The following is a 19,550-nucleotide window of genomic DNA, read 5'->3' on the forward strand; positions in this document are numbered from 1 at the left end:
CGCGCGGCGGCCCCCGGGCACGGCGCGCAGGGCGGGACGGGCACACCCGCCGGAGCGCGCCGGGCGACCGCCGAGCGGCCCGCGCTGCGGATGGTGCGCAGCCGTATCGCCTGGGCGCTCGCCGCCTTCTTCGGTCTCCAGGCCACCGCGGCCTACATCACCATGGGCTGGATGGCGCAGATCTTCCGCGACGCGGGCGTCTCCGCCGGCACCGCCGGAGTGCTCCTGGCCGTCATCATGGCGATGGGCATACCGCTGGCCTTCGTCATCCCGCGCGTCGCCGCCCGCCTGCCCCACCAGGGTCCGATCGTGCTCGTCCTCGGCTGCTGCGGCCTCGTGGGCTACGCCGGTCTGTACTTCGCCCCCGTCGGCGGCGCCTGGGTCTGGGCGCTGCTGCTGGGCGTCTCCAACTGCGCCTTCCCGCTCGCCCTGACCATGGTCGGCATGCGGGCCCGGACCGGTGCGGGCGTCGCCCAGCTCTCCGCCTTCGCCCAGAGCACCGGCTACCTGATCTCCATCCCCGGGCCGCTGCTGGTGGGCGTCCTGTACCAGCACAGCGGCGGCTGGGGCCTGCCGATCGCCCTGATGAGCGCCCTGATGGTGCCGCAGATGGTGGTGGGCTGGCTGGCCGGCCGCAGCCGCACGGTGGAGGACGAGGCGGCCCGCTGACCGGGGCCCGTGCCGGGGGTGCGAGACTGGCGGCATGCCAGTCCTCGACCCGAATCCCCAGAACGGCCAGAAGAAGATGCTGATCGTCTTCGGCTCGTTCCTCGCGATCTTCGTCGTCATCGCCATCGTGGCGACGATCGCCTCCCCGTGACGGGGATGGCCTCGTCTCCCCTTGGCGGGGATGGCCTCGTCTCCCCTTGGCGGGGATCGCCTCCCCGTGACGACCAGCCGTTTCCGTGTGGGGGGTGGGGTTAGCCCCCCTGTCCCCTAGGGGGTGAGACTCAGGGGAGAGTGGGTGGGTCACCGGATGGGACGGCGCCCGCGGATTCCGTAGGTTCGGATCAGCAACGGACGCCCGGACGCCGAAGACCCGCGGAGGCACTCATGTCGACCCCCACGCAGACCCGCCCCCGCCCCCGTCCGCTGCCCCGGGGCGGCGTCGACATCCGGCTGCCCTGGTGGGCCCTGGTCCTGCCGATACTCGCCTTCGTCCTGCTGCTCGCGCTGATCATCAACCCGTCGGAGGCGCACGCGGCCACCGCCGATCCGGCGCTCACCCACCTCCTGGAGCAGCTCCGGCACCTGTTCGGGCGCTGACACCCCGCCCACGGCACGGCACGGCACAGCACGACCCGGCCCGGAGGGCCCGCCCCCGCACGACGGCCGCGAATCCGCAAGTCAACTCCCTGCGCCTCGTGGCCTGTTTCATGCGAAGCTGGGAAGCATGAGCGTCGCAGAACCCCGCAGGATTGTCCTTTTCCGGCATGCGAAAGCAGACTGGCCCCAGGTGCCCGACCATGAGCGGCCGCTCGCCGAGCGTGGACGCAAGGACGCCGCAGAGGCCGGACGCCGCCTCACCGACAGCGGCATCTCCTTCGAGCTGGCCCTGTGCTCCACCGCCACCCGGACCCGCGAGACCTGGAAGCTCGCCGTCCAGGAGTTCCCGCAGCGCCCCAAGACGGTCTACGAGGAGCGGATCTACGAGGCGTCGCCGGGCGAGCTGATCGCCGTGCTCAACGAGACCCCCGACGACCTGCGTGACGTCCTGCTGATCGGCCACAACCCGGGCGTGCAGGGCCTCACCGACGTCCTGGCCGGGTCCGCCGAGGGCGACGTCCACGACCGGATGGCGGGCCGCGGCTTCCCGGCCGCCGCGTTCGCGGTGCTGTCCTTCACCGGTTCCTGGAAGGACCTGGAGCCCGGCGTCGCGACCCTGCGGGACTACTGGGCGCCGACGGACTGATCCCCGTACGGACGGGACACCCCAAGGGACCGGAAGGCCCGCCGCCGGAAGTGCTCCGGCGACGGGCCTCCGGCGCTTCCGTGTGCGACAGCGCCCGTTTCAGCGGTCCTCGGCGGTGGCCCGGTCGAGGAGCTGCTGGTCGAGCGTGTCCGCCGCCTCGACCTCCTCGCGGGTGACGCCCAGCAGATACAGGACGGTGTCCAGGAACGGCACGTTCACCGCGGTGTGCGCGGCCTGGCGCACCACCGGCTTGGCGTTGAAGGCCACCCCGAGACCGGCCGCGTTCAGCATGTCCAGGTCGTTGGCGCCGTCACCGATCGCCACGGTCTGCGACAGCGGTACGCCCGCCGCCGCGGCGAACCGGCGCAGCAGCCGTGCCTTGCCCGCCCGGTCCACGATCTCGCCGGTGACCCGGCCGGTCAGCTTCCCGTCGACGATCTCCAACGTGTTGGCCTGGGCGAAGTCCAGCCCGAGCCGCTCGCGCAGGTCGTCGGTGACCTGGGTGAAACCGCCGGAGACGACGCCCACCTGGTAGCCGAGCCGCTTCAGCGTACGGATCAGGGTCCGCGCGCCCGGCGTCAGCCGCACCTCGCTGCGCACCTTGTCCACGACGGAGGCGTCCAGGTCCTTGAGCAGCGCCACGCGCGCGTGCAGGGACTGCTCGAAGTCCAGCTCCCCGCGCATCGCGGCGGCCGTCACCTCGGCGACCTCGGCCTCGCAGCCCGCGTGCGCCGCGAAGAGTTCGATCACCTCGTCCTGGATGAGCGTGGAGTCCACGTCCATGACGACCAGCCGCTGCGCCCGGCGGTGCAGGCCGGCGGCGACCACCGCTATGTCGATGCCGAGGGCGGCCGCGTCCTTCACCAGCGCGGTGCGCAGTTGCTCGGTCTCCACGCCCGACACGGCCAGCTCGACCGCCGTCACCGGGTACTTCGCCAGCCGGAAGATCCGGTCGATGTTGCCGCCCGCCGCGGTGATCCGGGCGGTGACCTGGGCCGTCGCCTCGGAGGTGAGGGGGTGCCCCAGCACGGTGACCAGCGAGCGGCCGAGGCCGCGGGGCCGGTTGTCGCCCGTCCCCGAGATGATCTCGGCCTGCATCTTCATCGACTCGGCCCAGCTGTGGACGGTCGCCCGCAGCTCGCCCTCCAGCCCCCGGGGCGGCTGGGTCACGAGCGCGCACAGCACCATCCGGCCACGGGTGACGACCTGCTCGATGTCGACGACGTCGAGGGAGAAGGCGGCGAGAGTGTCGAAGAGGCCCGCCGTGATACCCGGCCGGTCCTTGCCGAAGATCTTGACGAGAAGCGTTGGGACGTCAGAGGTCTGCGTAGCGCTCATGGTGCTCATACGGTATCCGGCGCCCCAGCCCGACCGCGCCCGAGGTCCGCCTGGCGGACACGGAACGTTCGATGGCGTTCCGGTGGCGCGGGGCTTGCGGGGCGGTGGCCGGACACCACCGGCGGTCGGGCGTACGCGAGGCTTGTTACGGGGGTTACGGAGGTTACGGGGGTTACGGGAGTTACCGGGTACGCGCTGTGGTCATTCCCCGCGGTCGGGGCGCCTCGGCCGGCGGGGCGGCGGGGGCGGCGGCGGAGACGGGGGCGGTGGCCCCTCGGTCCACTCGGTGGAGGACCGCCGCTCGGGCTTCCGCGGCCGACGGGGCGAGGACCGCGGCGGCAGCACGGGCCCGGCGACGGTGGGGGCGCCGTAGACGTCGGGGCCGGGGGAGTGGTGCGCTTCCTGACCCGAGGATTCGGGTGTGCTGTGACCGGGGGATTCGGGTGGGGGTGGCTGTCCCGGGCCGGGGTACTGCCTGTCGCCAGGGACTTGTTTCTGCCCTGGCCATCGGCCTCCGTACTCGGCGCCACCGGAATCGGCATCTCCCGAGCCCGAGCCCGAGCCGGAGTCGGAGTCGGAGCCCGGCCTCGCTCCCCGCCCCGGTCCCGGTCGGTCGGGCGCACCGCCCGGCTGCCGCAGATACGGATTGGTGTCCGGGTTGGGCGGCGGGTAGCCCGATCCCGGCCGGTACGGCGACCCGGGCGGATACGGCGTCCCCGGCCGAAGCGGTTCCGTCCGGCCCGGAGCCCCCGGAGCCCCCGGAGCCCCCGGCGGTCCGGCCGCCCCGGACTCGCTCCCGTACGGCCTGTCCAACGCGCGCGTGCGCGCGCTCGGCGGGTAGGACGGCGACGGCTGCCCGAAGTGCGGCGCGCCCCGCCCGTCGCGTCCGTCCGCCCCCGCTGTACCCGGCGCCCCGGCTCCCAGGGCGAGCGGCGCGGCCAGGCGCCCCGCCGCTCCGGTGGCCCGAGCGAGCAGCGCCCCCGCCGCACCCGCGCCCGCGCCCCAGGCGGCCCCCAGCAGCAGTGCCATACCGAGGTTCCCCCGCAGTTCGACACCGGCGTCGAACGCGTCGAACCCGAGGACGGACAGCGAGGCGTCCACCGACACCTCCGTCAGCCAGACCAGCAGCGGCAGGGCGAGCGCGGTCGCGATCCCGAGCCGCACCGCACACCGCCCGGCGAAGGCCAACGCGCCCTGCTCCGGCTTGCCGGACGCTCCCGCACTCCCCGTAGTTCCCGTACTCCCCGGAGCAACCCCCACCGGCGTCCGCACCGCCAGAAGCACCCCCGCCAGCAGCATCAGCACCCCCGCCGCCACCGCCAGCAGCCACACCCGGCTGTCCAGGTCCGCCAGCCTGGCGAGGGTGATCGAGTCGCCCGAGTCCGCGCGCAGGAAGTCGTCCAGCGGGTCCGGCAGCAGGCCGGCCAGGGGCCCCGTCGCCCGGCCGTCCCACGGCACGAAGAGGCCGATCGGGATACCGAGCCACACCCCGTTCGGCGCCCCCAGCAGGGCTGCGCCCGCGATCCGCTGGGGATGGTCGTCGCCGATCGCCGCGTACGCCGCCGCGGCGAGCCCCGCCGCCACCGCCAGCAGCGCCACCGTCACGAGGGCGGACACCGCCGGCCGCACCACCCGGTGCACGGCGTCCCAGCCGCGCGGCAGGGGAGAGCGGCGCGAGGCCAGCAGGGCGATCAGCAGAATCCCCGCGGACCAGCCGAGCCCGCCCAGCAGCGTCGGCACGGTGTCCACCGTGAACCCGACCGCCGCCTGCGCGTCGGCGAGGTCCCCGAGCCGGTCGGGCAGCAGCCCGCCGATGTCCCCGAGGTCGCCGAGCCCGGGGACGTCCACCCCGCCGCCCCCGCCCCCGCCGGGCAGGTCGTCCAGGCCCAGCGCGCCCCCGTCGATCGTCACGACGTCGTGCCCGGCCCAGGCCAGCCCGCCCATCATCGCGGTGAAGAGCGCGACCACCGCCCCCGCGCGGGCGAACAGTTCGGCGGGCGCGATCACCGCGCCCGCCGCCCGCAGGGACCGCAGGAAGATGACCGACAGCAGCAGCGCCCCGACCAGGCTCACCCCGAGTGGCGTGATCTCGATGGCGGTGGCGGCCTCGGCGCCCTCCAGGCCGAACGCGGACACGTCACCGGACGGCGACACCGAACCACCCGCCCCGAGCGCCACAACCGCCGCGGTCATCGGCCCCAACGAGGCCGCCCCGTCCGCCTCCAGAAGGTGCAGACCGAGCGCGGCCGTACCCGCCATCCCGATCAACGCCCAGCTCACGGCGACGATCGCGGACAACAGCACATCGCCCCACGGCACTTTCGCGCCGTGTTCGGCACCCACCGCACTGCCGGACACGCTCATGGCAGACCCCCCGATCCGCGCGGCGCGGCCGGGTGCCGCGCATGTCCCCCTCGCGTGGATTACCACTCTCCGGGCTGATTTCAACCCCGTCAACAAAAACGGAAGATGCGCTCTTGCCCGGTTCGCGCAAGGCCCGGCTTTCGGTCAGGGGCCGTGCCTGAAATAGTTCCCCCCGATGTTCGACATCCCTAGACTCCCCGTGTCGGGGAGACATCGGGGGACAACTCAATGGGGCATGGAGTGCCGGAACTCGTACTGGAATCAAACGGACAGACCTGGACGCTCGACCCGTCCAGGTCGTATCTCCTGGGGCGCGATCCGCAAGGAGACCTCGTGTTCGACGACGCCAGGGTGTCCTGGCGTCACGCCACGGTCCGTTTCGACGGCCGGAGTTGGCTGATCGAGGACAACGGCAGCACCAACGGCACGTTCGTGCAGGGCCGGCGGATCCACCGGTCGGACCTGGGGCCGGGTACGGACGTCCACCTCGGCAACGCGAACGACGGACCGCGGCTCAGCCTGTCCGGCGCGGCCGCCGCCGTGGGCGTGGACCCGGGCTGGGTCAATCAGACCCCGGCCCAGGCTCAGCCCCAGCACCAGGCCCAGACACCGGTGCAGTCCGCGCCGCCCCAGTCCGCGCCGCCTCAGCAGCAGGGCCGACAGGGCACCGGACAGCCGCCCGAACAGGCCCACGCGCCGCACGCGTACTCCGCCCCCGGCCCGCACATCCCGCAGCAGCAGGCACAGGCACAGGCACAGCCGTCGCCGTACGGCGGGCCGGGGAGCCCGATCGACCCGGGCGACCTGGCGGCGGCCCCGCCGGTCTACGGCGACCGCAGCCCCACCACCTTCCACCGCTTCTCGCTCGGCCGTGTCATGCGCATCGGCCGTGCCCTGGAGAACGACCTGGTCGTCTCCGACCTCCAGGTCTCGCGCAACCACGCCGAGTTCCACTCGACGCCCGACGGCCGCATGGAGATCCGCGACCTCGGCTCGCACAACGGCACGTACGTCAACGGCCAGCCGATCGCCAAGGGCGGCTCGCAACTGCTCGGCACCACCGACATCGTCGGCGTCGGCCACTCGACGTTCCGGATCGTCGGCGACCGGCTGGAGGAGTTCGTCGACACCGGCGAGGTGTCGTTCTCCGCGCGCCATCTGACCGTCACGGTCGAGGGCGGCAAGCAGATCCTCAAGGACGTCTCCTTCGGCGTCCCGGAGAAGTCGCTCATCGCGGTCATCGGCCCGTCCGGCTCCGGGAAGTCGACGCTGCTCAAGGCGCTCACCGGCTACCGCCCCGCCGACCAGGGCGAGGTCCTCTACGACAGCCGGAACCTGTACAAGCAGTTCGCCGAACTGCGCCAGCGCATCGGTCTGGTCCCGCAGGACGACATCCTGCACAAGGAACTGACCGTGAAGAAGGCGCTGCGCTACGCGGCCAAGCTCCGTTTCCCCGCCGACACCACGGGCGAGGAGCGGCAGTCCCGCATAGACGAGGTGCTGCGCGAGCTGAAACTCGACATCCACAAGGAGAAGAAGGTCACCTCGCTCTCCGGCGGCCAGCGCAAGCGCGTCTCGGTCGCCCTGGAGCTGCTCACCAAGCCGTCGCTGATCTTCCTGGACGAGCCGACCTCCGGCCTCGACCCGGGCATGGACCGCGACGTCATGCAGTTGCTGCGCGGTCTCGCCGACGACGGCCGCACCGTCCTCGTCGTCACCCACTCGGTGGCCGAGCTGGCGATCTGCGACAAGCTGCTGGTGCTCGCGCCGGGCGGCTCCGTCGCCTACTTCGGCCCGCCGGAGGAGGCCCTCAACTTCTTCGGCTACGACACCTGGGCCGACGTCTTCTCCGCCTTCGAGAACTACCGCGACTACGACTGGGCGGGCCGCTGGAAGGGCTCGCAGCACTACCAGATGTACGCCGCCGACCTCGACGCGGTCGCCGCGCAGTCCGTAGCGATGCCGCCGCCGCAGGCGATGAAACCGCCGAAGCCGCAGGGGTGGTCGGCGCAGTTCGGCACCCTCGTACGGCGGTATGTGTCCGTCATCGCATCGGACCGGGGCTTCCTCGCCCTGATGGTGATCCTGCCGGCCGTGCTGGGCGCGGTGAGCCTGCTGATCGAACCCGGTCAGGGACTGCTGCCCAACCCCGTCGACCCGAAGACCAAGGAGCGCCTGCCGAACAGCACGGCCACCACGGTCCTGCTGATCCTGGCCGTCGGCGCCTGCTTCGCCGGCGCGGCCAACTCCGTCCGCGAACTGATCAAGGAACGGGTGATCTACGAGCGGGAGCGCGCGACCGGCCTGTCCCGCTCGGCGTACCTGATGTCCAAGGTCGTCGTGCTCGGCGTGATCACCGTGCTGCAGGGCCTGATGGTCGGCCTCATCGGGTTCTCCACCCGGGACATCCCGGACGAGGGCGTGGTCTTCGGCAACCTGACGCTGGTGGAGCTGTGCCTGCCGATCATGGCGCTCGGCTTCACCTCGATGATGTTCGGCCTGATCATCTCCGCGCTGGTGGCGACGGCGGAGAAGACGATGCCGCTGCTGGTGATGTTCGCGATCGTCCAGGTCGTCTTCACGGGCTGTCTCTTCACCCTGCACGGCACGGTCGGCGTCAACCAGCTCTCCTACCTCATGCCGTCGCGCTGGTCGGTCGCCGCGGCGGGCGCCACGCTCGACTTCAACGTGGTCACGCCGCCGGAGCCCGGCGCGGAACCCGATCCGCTGTGGGAGCACACGGCCGCCGCCTGGGGCATGGACATGGCCGGCGTGATCGTCCTCGGCGTGATCTGCGGGATCTTCGTCGCCCGCTTCCTGCGGCGGCACGAGCCCGAGGTCATGCGCAAGTAGCCGGACCCGCGACGGCGACCGGACCCGCGACAGCGCGCCGAAGGGCGGCACCCTCCAGAGGGTGCCGCCCTTCGGCATGACCGGGACTGCCGTCCCCGCGTACGGGAAGAGGTCCGCGCTGACCTCAGTACGCGCTGTTGACGTTGTCGATGGTGCCGTACTTGTCGGCCGCGTAGTTGGCGGCGGCGGTGATGTTGGCGACCGGGTCGTAGATGTTCCAGGAGGTGCCCTCGACGTGGTACGCCTTGAAGGTCGGCGGGATCACCTGGAGCAGGCCCTTGGACGGGATGCCGTTGATGGCGTTGATGTCCCAGTCGTTGATGGCCTTCGGGTTGCCCGAGGACTCACGCATGATGTTCTTGTGCAGGCCGTTGTACGAGCCGGGGATCTTCTTGGCCTTCATGATGTCGAGGGCCTCGGTGATCCAGCCGTTGAGGTTGTTCGCGTAGCTCTTCTCGGCGACCTGCTTGACCGCGGAGCGCTCGGCGGACCGGCTGGTGGACGTCTCGGCGGCACGCTCCTTGACGGCCTTCGCGGCGGCCTGCGTCTTGGTGTCGGCGGCGGCCTGCTTCTTGGCGTCGATGGCCGCGACCTTCTCGCTCGCACCGGCGAGCTGATCGGTGACGGACGCCTTGACGTCCTTGATCTGCTCGGAGCTGTACGCCACCTTGGCGGCCGGAGCGGCCTCGCTCGTGCTGGCCGTGTGGCCGCTGGCGGGCACCGCGGAGATGGCGAGCGCGGCGGCACCGAGGGTGCCGACGCCGGCTATGGCGATCTTGTGGGTGCGGGTCAGGCTACGACTGTGACCACGGGTGAGGATGTTCTTCGGCATGGCGGGATGACCTCTTCGAGTTGCGCGGAGGTCGCTCTCGTCCTGCGGGGTACAGGGGTGCTTCCGGCACGAACGCCGCGGGGAAGGCCCACGGCACTGGAGCGACGTGAGCAATTCTTAGCGGCGGCAAAATGGGCTGGCAAAGGTGTGACGTACGAAGCTGGATAGTGGATCAGGGAGAGGAGAAACCGGACGGAATGGACTATCCACCCGGTCAAAACGGACGAGTCGCACTCCTAATCCGCTTCGTACGTGATCTGGGCCCTATGTGCGGCCTCACATGGGACCCTCGTCGTTCTTACTCATAGTTGCTGAAGCAATGCAACGCGTGAGCGGTTTCGGAGGGTTTGTCCAGACGGTCCGTGAGGGGCGTCTACGGCTGTCGTCAACGGCCGTCGTCGGCCGGTCGTCCACGGCGGTCGCCCACGGCGGTCGTCACGCCCGCGCCCGCCCCGGCAGCAGCAGATGCACGTCCCCGAACTCGTGCCACAGGTACCGCCCGCACCCCGCACCCCGCGCTCCGGCGTGACGACCAGATCCGTCCACCCCGCCCGCGCCCGTACGACCCCGTCCGCGCCGGCCACCGACTCCACCGCCCGCACGGCCGTCGTCCCCACGGCCACCACCAGGCCCCCGTCACCCCCGCGCCCCGTCCGGCCCGCCCGCCCCGCGCGTCCAGCGGCTCCTCAAGGACCAGCCCGGCTCCCCCCCCCCCCGGCAACCGCACCCCTACTCCCGCGCGCCCCGCACGCGCGCGCGTAGTGCCCCGCCCGTCCGGCTCCCGCAGCTCCCCGCCCGCCCGGGACCTCCGCCCTAGGTCCCGGGACCCACCGCCTCCGCCGCCGCACGACCGATCCGGCGGGTCGGCCCCACCGGTTACCGTGAGGTCATGAGCCACGGCCCCCGGTCCGGCCTCGCCGCGGTCAGTGCCGCGCTGCTGGCCATGAGCAGGCACCTGGAGGTGCGCGACGTCCTCAAGACGATCGTGGCCTCGGCCCGCGAACTGCTCGACGCGCAGTACGCCGCCCTGGGCGTCCCCGACGACCACGGCGGCTTCGCCCAGTTCGTGGTGGACGGCGTCAGCGACGAGGAGTGGAAGGCCATCGGCCCCCTGCCCCGCCAGCACGGCATCCTCGCCGCGATGCTGCGCGACGCCAGGACCGAGCGCCTCGCGGACGTCCGCCAGGACCCCCGCTTCGAGGGCTGGCCCGCCGCCCACCCCGACCTCGCCGACTTCCTCGGCCTCCCGATCCGCGACGGCGACGAGGTCATCGGCGCGCTGTTCCTGGCCAACAAGAACTGCCCGAAACCCGACGGCGGCTGCGGCTTCACCGAGGACGACGAGGAACTGCTGGGCATCCTCGCCCAGCACGCCGCCATCGCCCTCACCAACGCCCGCCTCTACGAGCGCAGCCGCGAGCTGACCATCGCCGAGGAGCGCACCCGCCTCGCCCACGAGCTGCACGACGCCGTCAGCCAGAAGCTGTTCTCCCTGCGCCTCACCGCGCAGGCGGCGGCCCGCCTGGTCGACCGCGACCCCGCACGGGCCAAGGGCGAGCTACAGCAGGTCGCCGCCCTCGCCGCGGACGCCGCCGACGAGCTGCGCGCCGCCGTCGTGGAACTGCGGCCCGCCGCCCTCGACGAGGACGGCCTCGCCGCCACCCTCCGCACGCACGTGCAGGTCCTCGACCGCGCGCACACCGCGCGAGTGAGCTTCGCCGGCCGCGGCGTCAGGGCGCTGCCCGCAGCCCAGGAGGAGGCCGTCCTGCGCGTCGCCCAGGAGGCCCTGCACAACGCCCTGCGCCACTCCGGCGCGGACCACGTCGACGTCACGCTCGACCGGGCCGGCGCGGGCGCCGTGCTGCGGGTCACCGACGACGGCGCCGGCTTCGACCCGGGGGCCGTGCGCCGCGCGGGACGCCGCCTGGGCCTGGTCTCCATGCGGGACCGGGCGAGCGGGGTCGGTGGCACGCTGACCGTCACTTCGGAGCCCGGCAAGGGCACCACGATCGGGATGGAGGTCCCCGGTGGCTGACGCGATCAGGGTGCTGCTCGTCGACGACCACCAGGTGGTCCGCCGCGGCCTGCGCACCTTCCTGGAGATCCAGGACGACATCGAGGTGGTGGGGGAGGCCGCGGACGGCGCCGAGGGAGTCGCCCGCGCCGAGGAACTGGGCCCCGACGTCATCCTCATGGACGTGAAGATGCCGGGCATGGACGGCGTCGAGGCTCTGCGCCGGCTCCGGGAACTCGACCACCCCGCGCGCGTACTGGTCGTCACCAGCTTCACCGAACAGCGCACCGTGATCCCCGCCCTCCGCGCGGGCGCCGCCGGCTACGTCTACAAGGACATCGACCCCGACGCCCTCGCCGGCGCCATCCGCTCCGTCCACGCCGGCCACATACTGCTCCAGCCCGAGGTCGCCGGCGCCCTGCTGGCCCCCGAGGGCACCGCCTCCGGCCAGGGCAGGGGCGGCTCGCTCACGGACCGGGAGCGCGAGGTGCTGGCCCTGATAGCGGACGGCCGCTCCAACCGGGAGATCGCCCGCGCCCTGGTGCTGTCCGAGAAGACCGTGAAGACCCACGTCTCGAACATCCTGATGAAACTCGACCTCGCCGACCGCACCCAGGCCGCGCTGTGGGCCGTACGCCACGGCAACGCGGAGGGTTCCCCTCCGGGCTGAGATTCATACCGTCGTGGGAATGTCCCCCGGATGGCGCATCCTCGGGCCGCGCCAGCCGTTCTCCAGTGCGTGCCGCGGCGCCTGCCGCGGTGAATGCAAGGAGGGCTCGGAAGTGAAGAACCTGAAGAAGGCAGCGGCTGTGACGATGGTGGCCGGCGGTCTGGTCGCCGCGGGCGCGGGCATGGCCTCCGCCACCGGCGGCTCCGCCGCGCACGGCGAGGCCGTGGGCTCCCCGGGCGTCGCCTCGGGCAACGTCGTCCAGGCGCCGATCCACATCCCGGTCAACGCCGTGGGCAACAGCGTCAGCGTCATCGGCGTCCTGAACCCCGCCTTCGGCAACCTGGGCCTCAACCGCTGAGACCCGACACGTCTCCTCCACGACACCGGACGGTGCACCCAGCCCGCCCGGCACTCATGACGCCGGGCGGTGTATTCAGCCCGCCCGGCGCTCACGACGCCGGGCCGTGTATTCAACCCGTCCGGTGCTCGTGACGCGGGGCGGTGTACTCAGCCCATCCGGTGCTCGTGACGCCGGGCGGTGTATTCAACCCGTCCGGCGGTCACGACGCCGGGCCGTGTATGTCAGCCCGTCCGGCGTTTGAGGACGAGGCCGTCCAGGCCGATCCGGGGGCCCGGGGCGCAGCCCCAGGGCCCCCGTTGCCATGCCACGAACCTGGCCCACCGGGCCACGAACCGTCACCGCCCCCGGCGCTCCCGCTCCTCCACCACCGCGTTGTACGCAGCCACCTGCGCCCGCCGAGCCGTCCGCTCCACCGGCCGCAACGCATCCCCCCGCGCCGCCATCTCGGAGGCGCTCACCGCACCCCCGTGCCCGTTCCCGTACGCCAGCGAAACCAGCGCCCCCACCCGCTGCGCCAGCTCCAGCACCCGCACCGCCCGCGGGGGATACCCCGGAGCCAGCACCTCGCGCCCCGCCTCCGCCCGCGCCCGGTACGCCGCGACCGCAGCCTCCGCCACCGGACCCGACCCGGCCACGTCCAGCCGCGTCAGCACCTCGGTCGCCTCCCGCAGCGCCTCCGCCAGCTCCCGCTCGGCCTCCGACAGCGACGGCACGTCCGCGGGCGGCGCCTCCCGCACCGGCAGACAGTGCCAGACGACCTCCACATGGACATCGCCCTCGGGACCCGCCTCGTACACCTCGGGCACCAGCCCCAGCGCCGCCCCGTGACAGACCACCGCCTCCTCGGCCTCCAGCGCCCGCGCGTTGAACTCCGGCGGCCCGCTCAGCCCCAGCGGATGCCCCGGCGCCGGCAGCGCGACCCGCAGCCCGGTCACCCCCAGCGCCCGCAGCCGCCCCAGCGCCAGCGTCAGCCCGGCCGGCCCCGGCTCACCGGGCAGCCCGGCCACCCGGTGCACCGCGTCCGTACCGACAATCGCGAGCACCGCGTCATCCGGCGATACAAGTCCGACAAGAAGGGCATTACCCCAGGAGGCGAGCCGTCCCGCACGTGGTTCCGTGAGCATGCCCCCACCCTAAGGACCGGACCGATGGAACGGCCCGGCCGGCCGGTGGCGTAGATTTCATAGGGGCTGCGCCCACCGGTGCGGCCCACCGAGCCACAGGCGTACGCGACAGCCGAGACCGGCCACACCTTAAGGGGAGACAACGCGCTCATGAGCGATGTTCTGGAGCTTCAGGACGTATCCGTGGTCCGTGAGGGCCGGGCTCTCGTGGACGAGGTGTCCTGGTCGGTCAAGGAGGGGGAGCGCTGGGTCATCCTCGGCCCCAACGGCGCCGGCAAGACCACCCTCCTCAACCTCGCGTCCAGCTACCTCTACCCCACCAAGGGCACCGCCACCATCCTCGGCGAGACCCTCGGCAGGCCCGGCACCGACGTCTTCGAGCTGCGCCCCCGCATCGGCGTCGCCGGCATCGCCATGACCGAGAAGCTCCCCAAGCGCCAGACCGTCCTGCAGACCGTCCTGACCGCCGCGTACGGCATGACCGCCGGCTGGCAGGAGGAGTACGAGGACATCGACGAGCAGCGCGCCCGCGCCTTCCTCGACCGCCTCGGCATGACCGAGTACCTCGACCGGAAGTTCGGCACCCTCTCCGAGGGCGAGCGCAAGCGCACCCTCATCGCCCGCGCCCTGATGACCGACCCCGAGCTGCTCCTCCTCGACGAGCCCGCCGCCGGCCTCGACCTCGGCGGCCGCGAGGACCTCGTACGCCGCCTCGGCCGCCTCGCCCGCGACCCCATCGCCCCCTCGATGATCATGGTCACCCACCATGTCGAGGAGATCGCCCCCGGCTTCACCCACGTCCTGATGATCCGTCAGGGCAAGGTGCTGGCCGCCGGTCCGCTGGAGCTGGAACTCACCTCCCGCAACCTCTCCCTCTGCTTCGGCCTCCCGCTCGTCGTCGAGCAGGTCGGCGACCGCTGGACCGCGCAGGGCCTCCCGCTCTCCTGACCCGAGCCGACCCCCGTGCGCCCTGTCCCGCGGCGACTCGCGGACCTACCATGACCATGTGAACGACATCGACGCATGGGTGTGGTGGCTCGTCGCCGCCGCCGCACTCGGAATCCCCCTCGTCGTGACCGCGATGCCCGAATTCGGGATGCTCGCCGTGGGCGCGGTCGCCGCCGCGGTCGCCTCCGGGGCCGGCGCCGGCGTCGTCCTTCAGGTCCTGGTCTTCGTCGTCGTCTCGGTCGCCCTCATAGCGGTGGTACGCCCCATCGCGGCCCGGCACCGCAAGGACCGGCCCCAACTCGTCTCCGGCGTGGAGGCGCTGAAGGGCAAGCAGGCCGTCGTACTGGAACGCGTGGACGCCTCCGGAGGCCGCATCAAACTCGCCGGGGAGATCTGGACGGCCCGCTCCCTCGACACCGCGCGCGCCTACGACATCGGTCAGGAGGTGGACGTCGTGGACATCGAGGGCGCCACAGCGATCGTGCTGTGACCTCACCCGACAACCGGGCGAACAGCCCCCAGGGCGGACGACGGTCTGTCAGACTCGACCAGCAAGATCCTCAACACCCGTAGGATCAGCAGCAGTCAGGTACTGCCGAAAGCGCCGAGGCGGAGAAGGGTACGGGAAAGACCATGGAACCGGTCATCATCGTCTTGGTCATTCTGGTGGTGTTGGTCTTCATCGCCCTGATCAAGACGATCCAGGTCATCCCACAGGCGAGCGCCGCGATCGTGGAGCGCTTCGGCCGTTACACAAGGACACTGAACGCGGGCCTGAACATCGTCGTCCCGTTCATCGACACCATCCGCAACCGCATCGACCTGCGCGAACAGGTCGTGCCGTTCCCACCGCAGCCGGTGATCACCCAGGACAACCTGGTGGTCAACATCGACACGGTCATCTACTACCAGGTGACCGACGCCCGCGCCGCGACCTACGAGGTCGCCAGCTACATCCAGGCGATCGAGCAGCTCACCGTCACCACGCTGCGCAACATCATCGGCGGCATGGACCTGGAGCGGACCCTGACCTCCCGCGAGGAGATCAACGCGGCGCTGCGCGGCGTCCTCGACGAGGCCACCGGCAAGTGGGGCATCCGCGTCAACCGCGTCGAACTGAAGGCGATCGAGCCGCCCACCTCCATCCAGGACTCGATGGAGAAGCAGATGCGCGCCGACCGCGACAAGCGCGCCGCGATCCTCCAGGCCGAAGGTGTCCGGCAGTCCGAGATCCTGCGCGCCGAGGGCGAGAAGCAGTCCCAGATCCTGCGCGCCGAGGGCGAGGCCAAGGCCGCCGCCCTGCGCGCCGAGGGCGAGGCACAGGCCGTCCGCACCGTGTTCGAGGCCATCCACGCCGGTGACCCGGACCAGAAGCTGCTCTCCTACCAGTACCTCCAGATGCTGCCGAAGATCGCCGAGGGCGACGCCAACAAGCTCTGGATCGTGCCCAGCGAGATCGGAGACGCCCTCAAGGGCCTCTCCGGCGCCATGGGCAACTTCGGCCCGATGGCCGGCGGCAACAGCGGCGGCGGCGCCACGGTCCCGCCCCAGGAGCGTCGCGAGAAGCCGAGCATCGACTGAAGCGCCCGGAGGGGCGCGGGGAACTGCGCGACCAGCCACGGACGGCCCGCGGCCGGGGCCGGTCGCGCAACCTGGACGGCGAGACCGTCAGGCGGCGTCCAGCACGAGCCACTCCGGCAGGGCGGCCAGATCATCCCGGGCAAGAGCCAAGAGCATCGCATCGGCCGGAGTCGGCTCGAACGGCTCCCGCAGCAACGGCATCCCCGCCTGCTCGGGCGTCCGATTCGCCTTCCGGTGATTGTCCTCCGCACAGGAGGCCACCGTGTTCAGCCACGAGTCCTGCCCACCGTGCGACCGCGGCACCACGTGGTCCACGGTGGTGGCACGCCGCCCGCAGTACGCGCACCGGTGCCGGTCCCGGACCAGCACCCCCCGCCGCGACCACGGCGCGCGTCTTCGGAACGGCACCCGTACGTATTGGCAGAGCCTGATCACCCGCGGCGCCGGTATGTCCAGCGCGGCGCCCCGCATCCGCAGTTCGGGGTGGGCCTGCTCGACGACGGCCTTGTCCTGCAGCACCAGCACGACGGCTCGGTTCAGCGTCACCGTCGACAGCGGTTCGAAACTCGCGTTGAGTACCAGCGTCTCCCGCATACCAGCCCACCTCCCGTGCACCGGCCCACCGCCTGGCGGGCTGGGATCAACTCTGGCCGGGCACGCCGAGATGGACAACGAAATAAAAAATGCCCGCCCCTGATCACTTCCAGAACCAGGGGCGGGCAAACGTTCCATGAACGTCCGGTTGGGGCTCAGCCTTCGGCGGGCACCTCGTACTCGCCGACGAGCTGGGCCCGCGCGACCGTGTGGAACCGCAGGTTGAACCCGACGAACGCGGGCGTGGCGTCCGCGTCCGGGCCGAGCTTCTCCTGGTCCACGGCGTACACCGTGAAAACGTACCGGTGCGGTCCGTCCCCGGCGGGCGGCGCGGCCCCGCCGAAGTCCTTGCTGCCGTAGTCGTTGCGCGCCTGGACGGCACCGTCCGGCAGACCCTCGAACGTGCCGCTGCCCGCGCCCACCGGCAGTTCGGTCACCGAGGCCGGGATGTCGAACACGACCCAGTGCCAGAACCCGCTGCCGGTCGGCGCGTCCGGGTCGTAGCAGGTGACGGCGTAACTCTCGGTCCCCTCCGGGGCGCCTTCCCACCGCAGGTGCGGTGAGGTGTTGCCGGCCGCGTGGACCTGAGCGTCCTTGAGCGTCGCGCCTTCCGCGATGTCCTCGCTCGTCACCGTGAACGACGGCACGGGCGGATGGAAGTCGTGGGGGAGCGGCCGCCGCTTGAGCTCGGTCACCTCTGTACCTCCTGATCAGGTTCGGTTCAGTCGTCCCCGAGCCTAGAACCAGTTCCGCTTCGAGCCGACCTCGGCCAGCCACTGGTTGAGGTACGCCGCCCAGTCGGTCCCGTGGTAGTCGTTCAGCCCGACCTGGAAGGAGCGGAAGGTGTCGCTGCCCTCGGTGAAGAGCCCGCCCCGCTTGTCCATCTCCAGGACGACGTCCATCGCCTGCTCGTCGGCGACGAAGCTCAGCTCGACCTGGTTGAGCCCGTGGTACTGCTGCGGCGGGAAGAACTCGATCTCCTGGTAGAACGGCAGCTTTTGCCGCGTCCCCCGGATGTGCCCCCGCTCCAGGTCCGCGTTCTTGAACCGGAAGCCCAGCTGTATGAAGGCGTCAAGGATCGCCTTCTGCGCCGGCAGCGGGTGCACGTTGACCGGGTCCAGGTCACCGGAGTCCACGGCCCGCGCGATCGCCAGCTCCGTGGTCACACCGATGTTCATGCCGCGCAGCGCCTGGCCGTCGATCATGGTGACCGGCGTCTCCCACGGGATCTCCAGCCCGAACGGCACCGCGTGCACCGCGCCGGCCTGCAGCTCGAAGGCGCCGCCCAGCGACACCTTGGTGAACTCGATGTTCTGCTTGTACTCCTGGTCGCCGCTCTCCACCTCGACCTTGGCCTGCAGACCGACCGACAGCCCCTCGATCTGCTGGTTGACGGACCCGCCCTGGATCCGCACCTCACCCTGGACGACACCGCCCGGAACGACGTTGACCTCGTTCAGCACCGTCTCGACCGAGGCCCCACCGGCCCCCAGGCTTGCGAGCAGCTTCTTGAACGCCATGTCTCTCCTTCTCCAGGCTTACGCGTGAACCCTTGATCCCTACGAACGCGATCCGGCCGTGGCCGGTTCCATGCCCACCCTGGCAAGACGCCCGAGAGCTGACCACCCCGTCGCCCCACTCGTCTGCGTTACGCTCGGACGGCATGATCGCGCCGCCTGACCGTACGCCCCTGCCGAGGGAGTTCTTCGACCGGCCTGTGCTCGACGTGGCACCGGATCTCCTCGGCCGCATCCTCGTCCGCAGTACCCCGGACGGCCCGATCGCCCTCCGCCTGACAGAGGTCGAGGCATACGACGGTCAGAACGATCCCGGCTCCCACGCCTACCGGGGCCGCACTCCCCGCAACGACGTGATGTTCGGTCCCCCCGGACACGTGTACGTCTACTTCACCTACGGCATGTGGTTCTGCATGAACCTCGTCTGCGGTCCCGAAGGCAGATCGAGCGCGGTCCTGCTGCGCGCCGGCGAGATCGTCGAGGGAGCGGAGTCGGCCCGGACCCGACGCCTCTCGGCCCGCAACGACAAGGAACTGGCCAAAGGCCCGGCCCGACTGGCCACCGCGCTCGGAGTGGACCGCGCCCTGAACGGCACGGACGCGTGCGCCGCCGAGGACACCCCGCTGCGGGTACTGACCGGCACCGCCACACCCCGCGACCAGGTACGCAACGGCCCCCGCACGGGAGTGGCCGGCGAGGGGGGCGTCCACCCCTGGCGCTTCTGGATCGCCGACGACCCGACGGTGAGCCCGTACCGGGCCCACGTGCCCCGGCGCCGTCGAAGTTGACGCGCCTTTGCCCGGGGCGTAATGTAGCCCGAGCCGCTTGAACCGGGTACGGCGATCGCCTGCAGCCGGAAGCGGCCAACCCACTACCTAGCAACTCCCCTCAACGGGGGCGAATTCTGCGTGCTCGCATGCCCGAATTCGAACCCGGGAGAGCCGATTATGAATCGGCAGGGAAACCGGCTAACGTAGTGAATGTCGAAAGGCCGCAGGGCGAAAGCCCAAAGCCCCAGACGATCCCGCCGACAGGGAATCGGATCGAGAAAAAGATCTGATAGAGTCGGAAACGCAAGACAGCAAGACAAGCAGGACCGAAGGGAAGCGCCCGGAGGAAAGCCTGAGAGAGTCTCTCGGGTGAGTACAAAGGAAGCGTCCGTTCCTTGAGAACTCAACAGCGTGCCAAAAGTCAACGCCAGATATGTTGATACCCCGTCCATCGCATCTGTGATGGTCGAGGTTCCTTTGAAGAAACACAGCGAGGACGCTGTGTGCGAGGGGACTATTCCTCCTCTCGCACCGCTCTCGTGGTGTCACCGGATTACCGGTTCACATTCACGGAGAGTTTGATCCTGGCTCAGGACGAACGCTGGCGGCGTGCTTAACACATGCAAGTCGAACGATGAACCACTTCGGTGGGGATTAGTGGCGAACGGGTGA

The 19,550-nt window shown here is 71.2% G+C and carries 17 protein-coding genes, 1 rRNA gene and 3 pseudogenes; 13 read left to right on the forward strand and 8 right to left on the reverse strand.

Annotated features, from left to right (window positions below; genetic code table 11):
• From UW392_RS45880 to UW392_RS45895, 4 genes and pseudogenes are all read left to right on the forward strand, one after another.
• A pseudogene (locus tag UW392_RS45880) lies at positions 1–669 on the forward strand (MFS transporter); the annotation flags it as partial.
• Between the two features lie 34 nt (positions 670–703).
• Positions 704–820 (forward strand): SGM_5486 family transporter-associated protein, encoded by a 117-nt coding sequence (locus tag UW392_RS45885; RefSeq protein WP_320781282.1) that lies wholly within the window; start codon positions 704–706, stop codon positions 818–820.
• 233 nt (positions 821–1,053) lie between these two features.
• Positions 1,054–1,266, forward strand: coding sequence for a hypothetical protein (locus UW392_RS45890; RefSeq protein WP_320781283.1), 213 nt, complete (start codon positions 1,054–1,056; stop codon positions 1,264–1,266).
• A 127-nt stretch (positions 1,267–1,393) separates the two neighbouring features.
• Positions 1,394–1,912, forward strand: coding sequence for a histidine phosphatase family protein (locus UW392_RS45895; protein WP_320781284.1), 519 nt, complete (start codon positions 1,394–1,396; stop codon positions 1,910–1,912).
• A gap of 99 nt (positions 1,913–2,011) precedes the next feature.
• On the opposite strand, the gene serB is transcribed toward UW392_RS45895, so the two are convergent.
• A complete protein-coding gene (serB, locus tag UW392_RS45900; protein WP_320781285.1) occupies positions 2,012–3,250 on the reverse strand; it encodes a phosphoserine phosphatase SerB in 1,239 nt (412 codons plus the stop codon).
• Between the two features lie 201 nt (positions 3,251–3,451).
• On the reverse strand, positions 3,452–5,614 hold the full coding sequence (locus UW392_RS45905; protein ID WP_320781286.1) for a streptophobe family protein: 2,163 nt from the start codon (positions 5,612–5,614) through the stop codon (positions 3,452–3,454).
• Positions 5,615–5,842: 228 nt separating this feature from the next.
• Here UW392_RS45905 and UW392_RS45910 point away from each other — a divergent pair, with 228 nt between their 5' ends.
• Positions 5,843–8,467, forward strand: coding sequence for an FHA domain-containing protein (locus UW392_RS45910; RefSeq protein ID WP_320781287.1), 2,625 nt, complete (start codon positions 5,843–5,845; stop codon positions 8,465–8,467).
• 124 nt (positions 8,468–8,591) lie between these two features.
• Here UW392_RS45910 and UW392_RS45915 read toward each other — a convergent pair whose 3' ends face one another.
• Positions 8,592–9,299, reverse strand: coding sequence for a transglycosylase SLT domain-containing protein (locus tag UW392_RS45915; RefSeq protein ID WP_320781288.1), 708 nt, complete (start codon positions 9,297–9,299; stop codon positions 8,592–8,594).
• Positions 9,300–9,734: 435 nt separating this feature from the next.
• Positions 9,735–9,946 (reverse strand): annotated as a pseudogene (locus UW392_RS67145) (S-adenosylmethionine:tRNA ribosyltransferase-isomerase); the annotation flags it as partial.
• Positions 9,947–10,188: 242 nt separating this feature from the next.
• Here UW392_RS67145 and UW392_RS45925 point away from each other — a divergent pair.
• The 3 genes from UW392_RS45925 to chpE all read left to right on the forward strand — a co-directional run bounded on the left by UW392_RS45925 (position 10,189) and on the right by chpE (position 12,341).
• Entirely contained in the window at positions 10,189–11,334 is a 1,146-nt protein-coding gene (locus tag UW392_RS45925) for a GAF domain-containing sensor histidine kinase (RefSeq protein WP_320781289.1), read from the forward strand.
• Positions 11,327–11,983 carry a response regulator transcription factor gene (locus UW392_RS45930; protein ID WP_320781290.1) on the forward strand — a complete coding sequence of 219 codons (657 nt, stop codon included), beginning with the start codon at positions 11,327–11,329 and terminating at the stop codon, positions 11,981–11,983. Before UW392_RS45925 ends, UW392_RS45930 begins: the two co-directional genes overlap by 8 nt.
• 112 nt (positions 11,984–12,095) lie before the next feature.
• A complete protein-coding gene (gene chpE / locus UW392_RS45935; RefSeq protein ID WP_320781291.1) occupies positions 12,096–12,341 on the forward strand; it encodes a chaplin ChpE in 246 nt (81 codons plus the stop codon).
• A 338-nt stretch (positions 12,342–12,679) separates the two neighbouring features.
• Here chpE and UW392_RS45940 read toward each other — a convergent pair whose 3' ends face one another.
• Positions 12,680–13,468: a hypothetical protein gene (locus UW392_RS45940; protein ID WP_320781292.1), complete on the reverse strand. Its 789-nt coding sequence runs from the start codon at positions 13,466–13,468 to the stop codon at positions 12,680–12,682.
• A gap of 150 nt (positions 13,469–13,618) precedes the next feature.
• Between UW392_RS45940 and UW392_RS45945 the strand changes: the two are divergent.
• The 3 genes and pseudogenes from UW392_RS45945 to UW392_RS45955 all read left to right on the forward strand — a co-directional run.
• Positions 13,619–14,149: pseudogene (locus UW392_RS45945) on the forward strand (ABC transporter ATP-binding protein); the annotation flags it as partial.
• Positions 14,150–14,474: 325 nt separating this feature from the next.
• Positions 14,475–14,906: an NfeD family protein gene (locus tag UW392_RS45950; RefSeq protein ID WP_320781294.1), complete on the forward strand. Its 432-nt coding sequence runs from the start codon at positions 14,475–14,477 to the stop codon at positions 14,904–14,906.
• A 143-nt stretch (positions 14,907–15,049) separates the two neighbouring features.
• A complete protein-coding gene (locus tag UW392_RS45955; protein WP_320781295.1) occupies positions 15,050–15,997 on the forward strand; it encodes an SPFH domain-containing protein in 948 nt (315 codons plus the stop codon).
• 87 nt (positions 15,998–16,084) lie between these two features.
• On the opposite strand, the gene UW392_RS45960 is transcribed toward UW392_RS45955, so the two are convergent.
• From UW392_RS45960 to UW392_RS45970, 3 genes are all read right to left on the reverse strand, one after another.
• The gene (locus UW392_RS45960; RefSeq protein WP_320781296.1) at positions 16,085–16,591 is read right to left on the reverse strand and encodes an HNH endonuclease; all 507 of its coding nucleotides are present in this window, start codon (positions 16,589–16,591) and stop codon (positions 16,085–16,087) included.
• A gap of 155 nt (positions 16,592–16,746) precedes the next feature.
• A complete protein-coding gene (locus UW392_RS45965; RefSeq protein WP_320781297.1) occupies positions 16,747–17,286 on the reverse strand; it encodes a YbhB/YbcL family Raf kinase inhibitor-like protein in 540 nt (179 codons plus the stop codon).
• 42 nt (positions 17,287–17,328) lie between these two features.
• Positions 17,329–18,111: a sporulation protein gene (locus UW392_RS45970; protein ID WP_320781298.1), complete on the reverse strand. Its 783-nt coding sequence runs from the start codon at positions 18,109–18,111 to the stop codon at positions 17,329–17,331.
• A 143-nt stretch (positions 18,112–18,254) separates the two neighbouring features.
• On the opposite strand from UW392_RS45970, the gene UW392_RS45975 reads away from it, so the two are divergent.
• Positions 18,255–18,896 (forward strand): DNA-3-methyladenine glycosylase, encoded by a 642-nt coding sequence (locus tag UW392_RS45975; RefSeq protein WP_320781299.1) that lies wholly within the window; start codon positions 18,255–18,257, stop codon positions 18,894–18,896.
• 548 nt (positions 18,897–19,444) lie between these two features.
• Positions 19,445–19,550: ribosomal RNA gene (locus tag UW392_RS45980) — 16S ribosomal RNA — on the forward strand; the annotation flags it as partial.

This window comes from Streptomyces sp. CRN 30 (assembly GCF_034105845.1).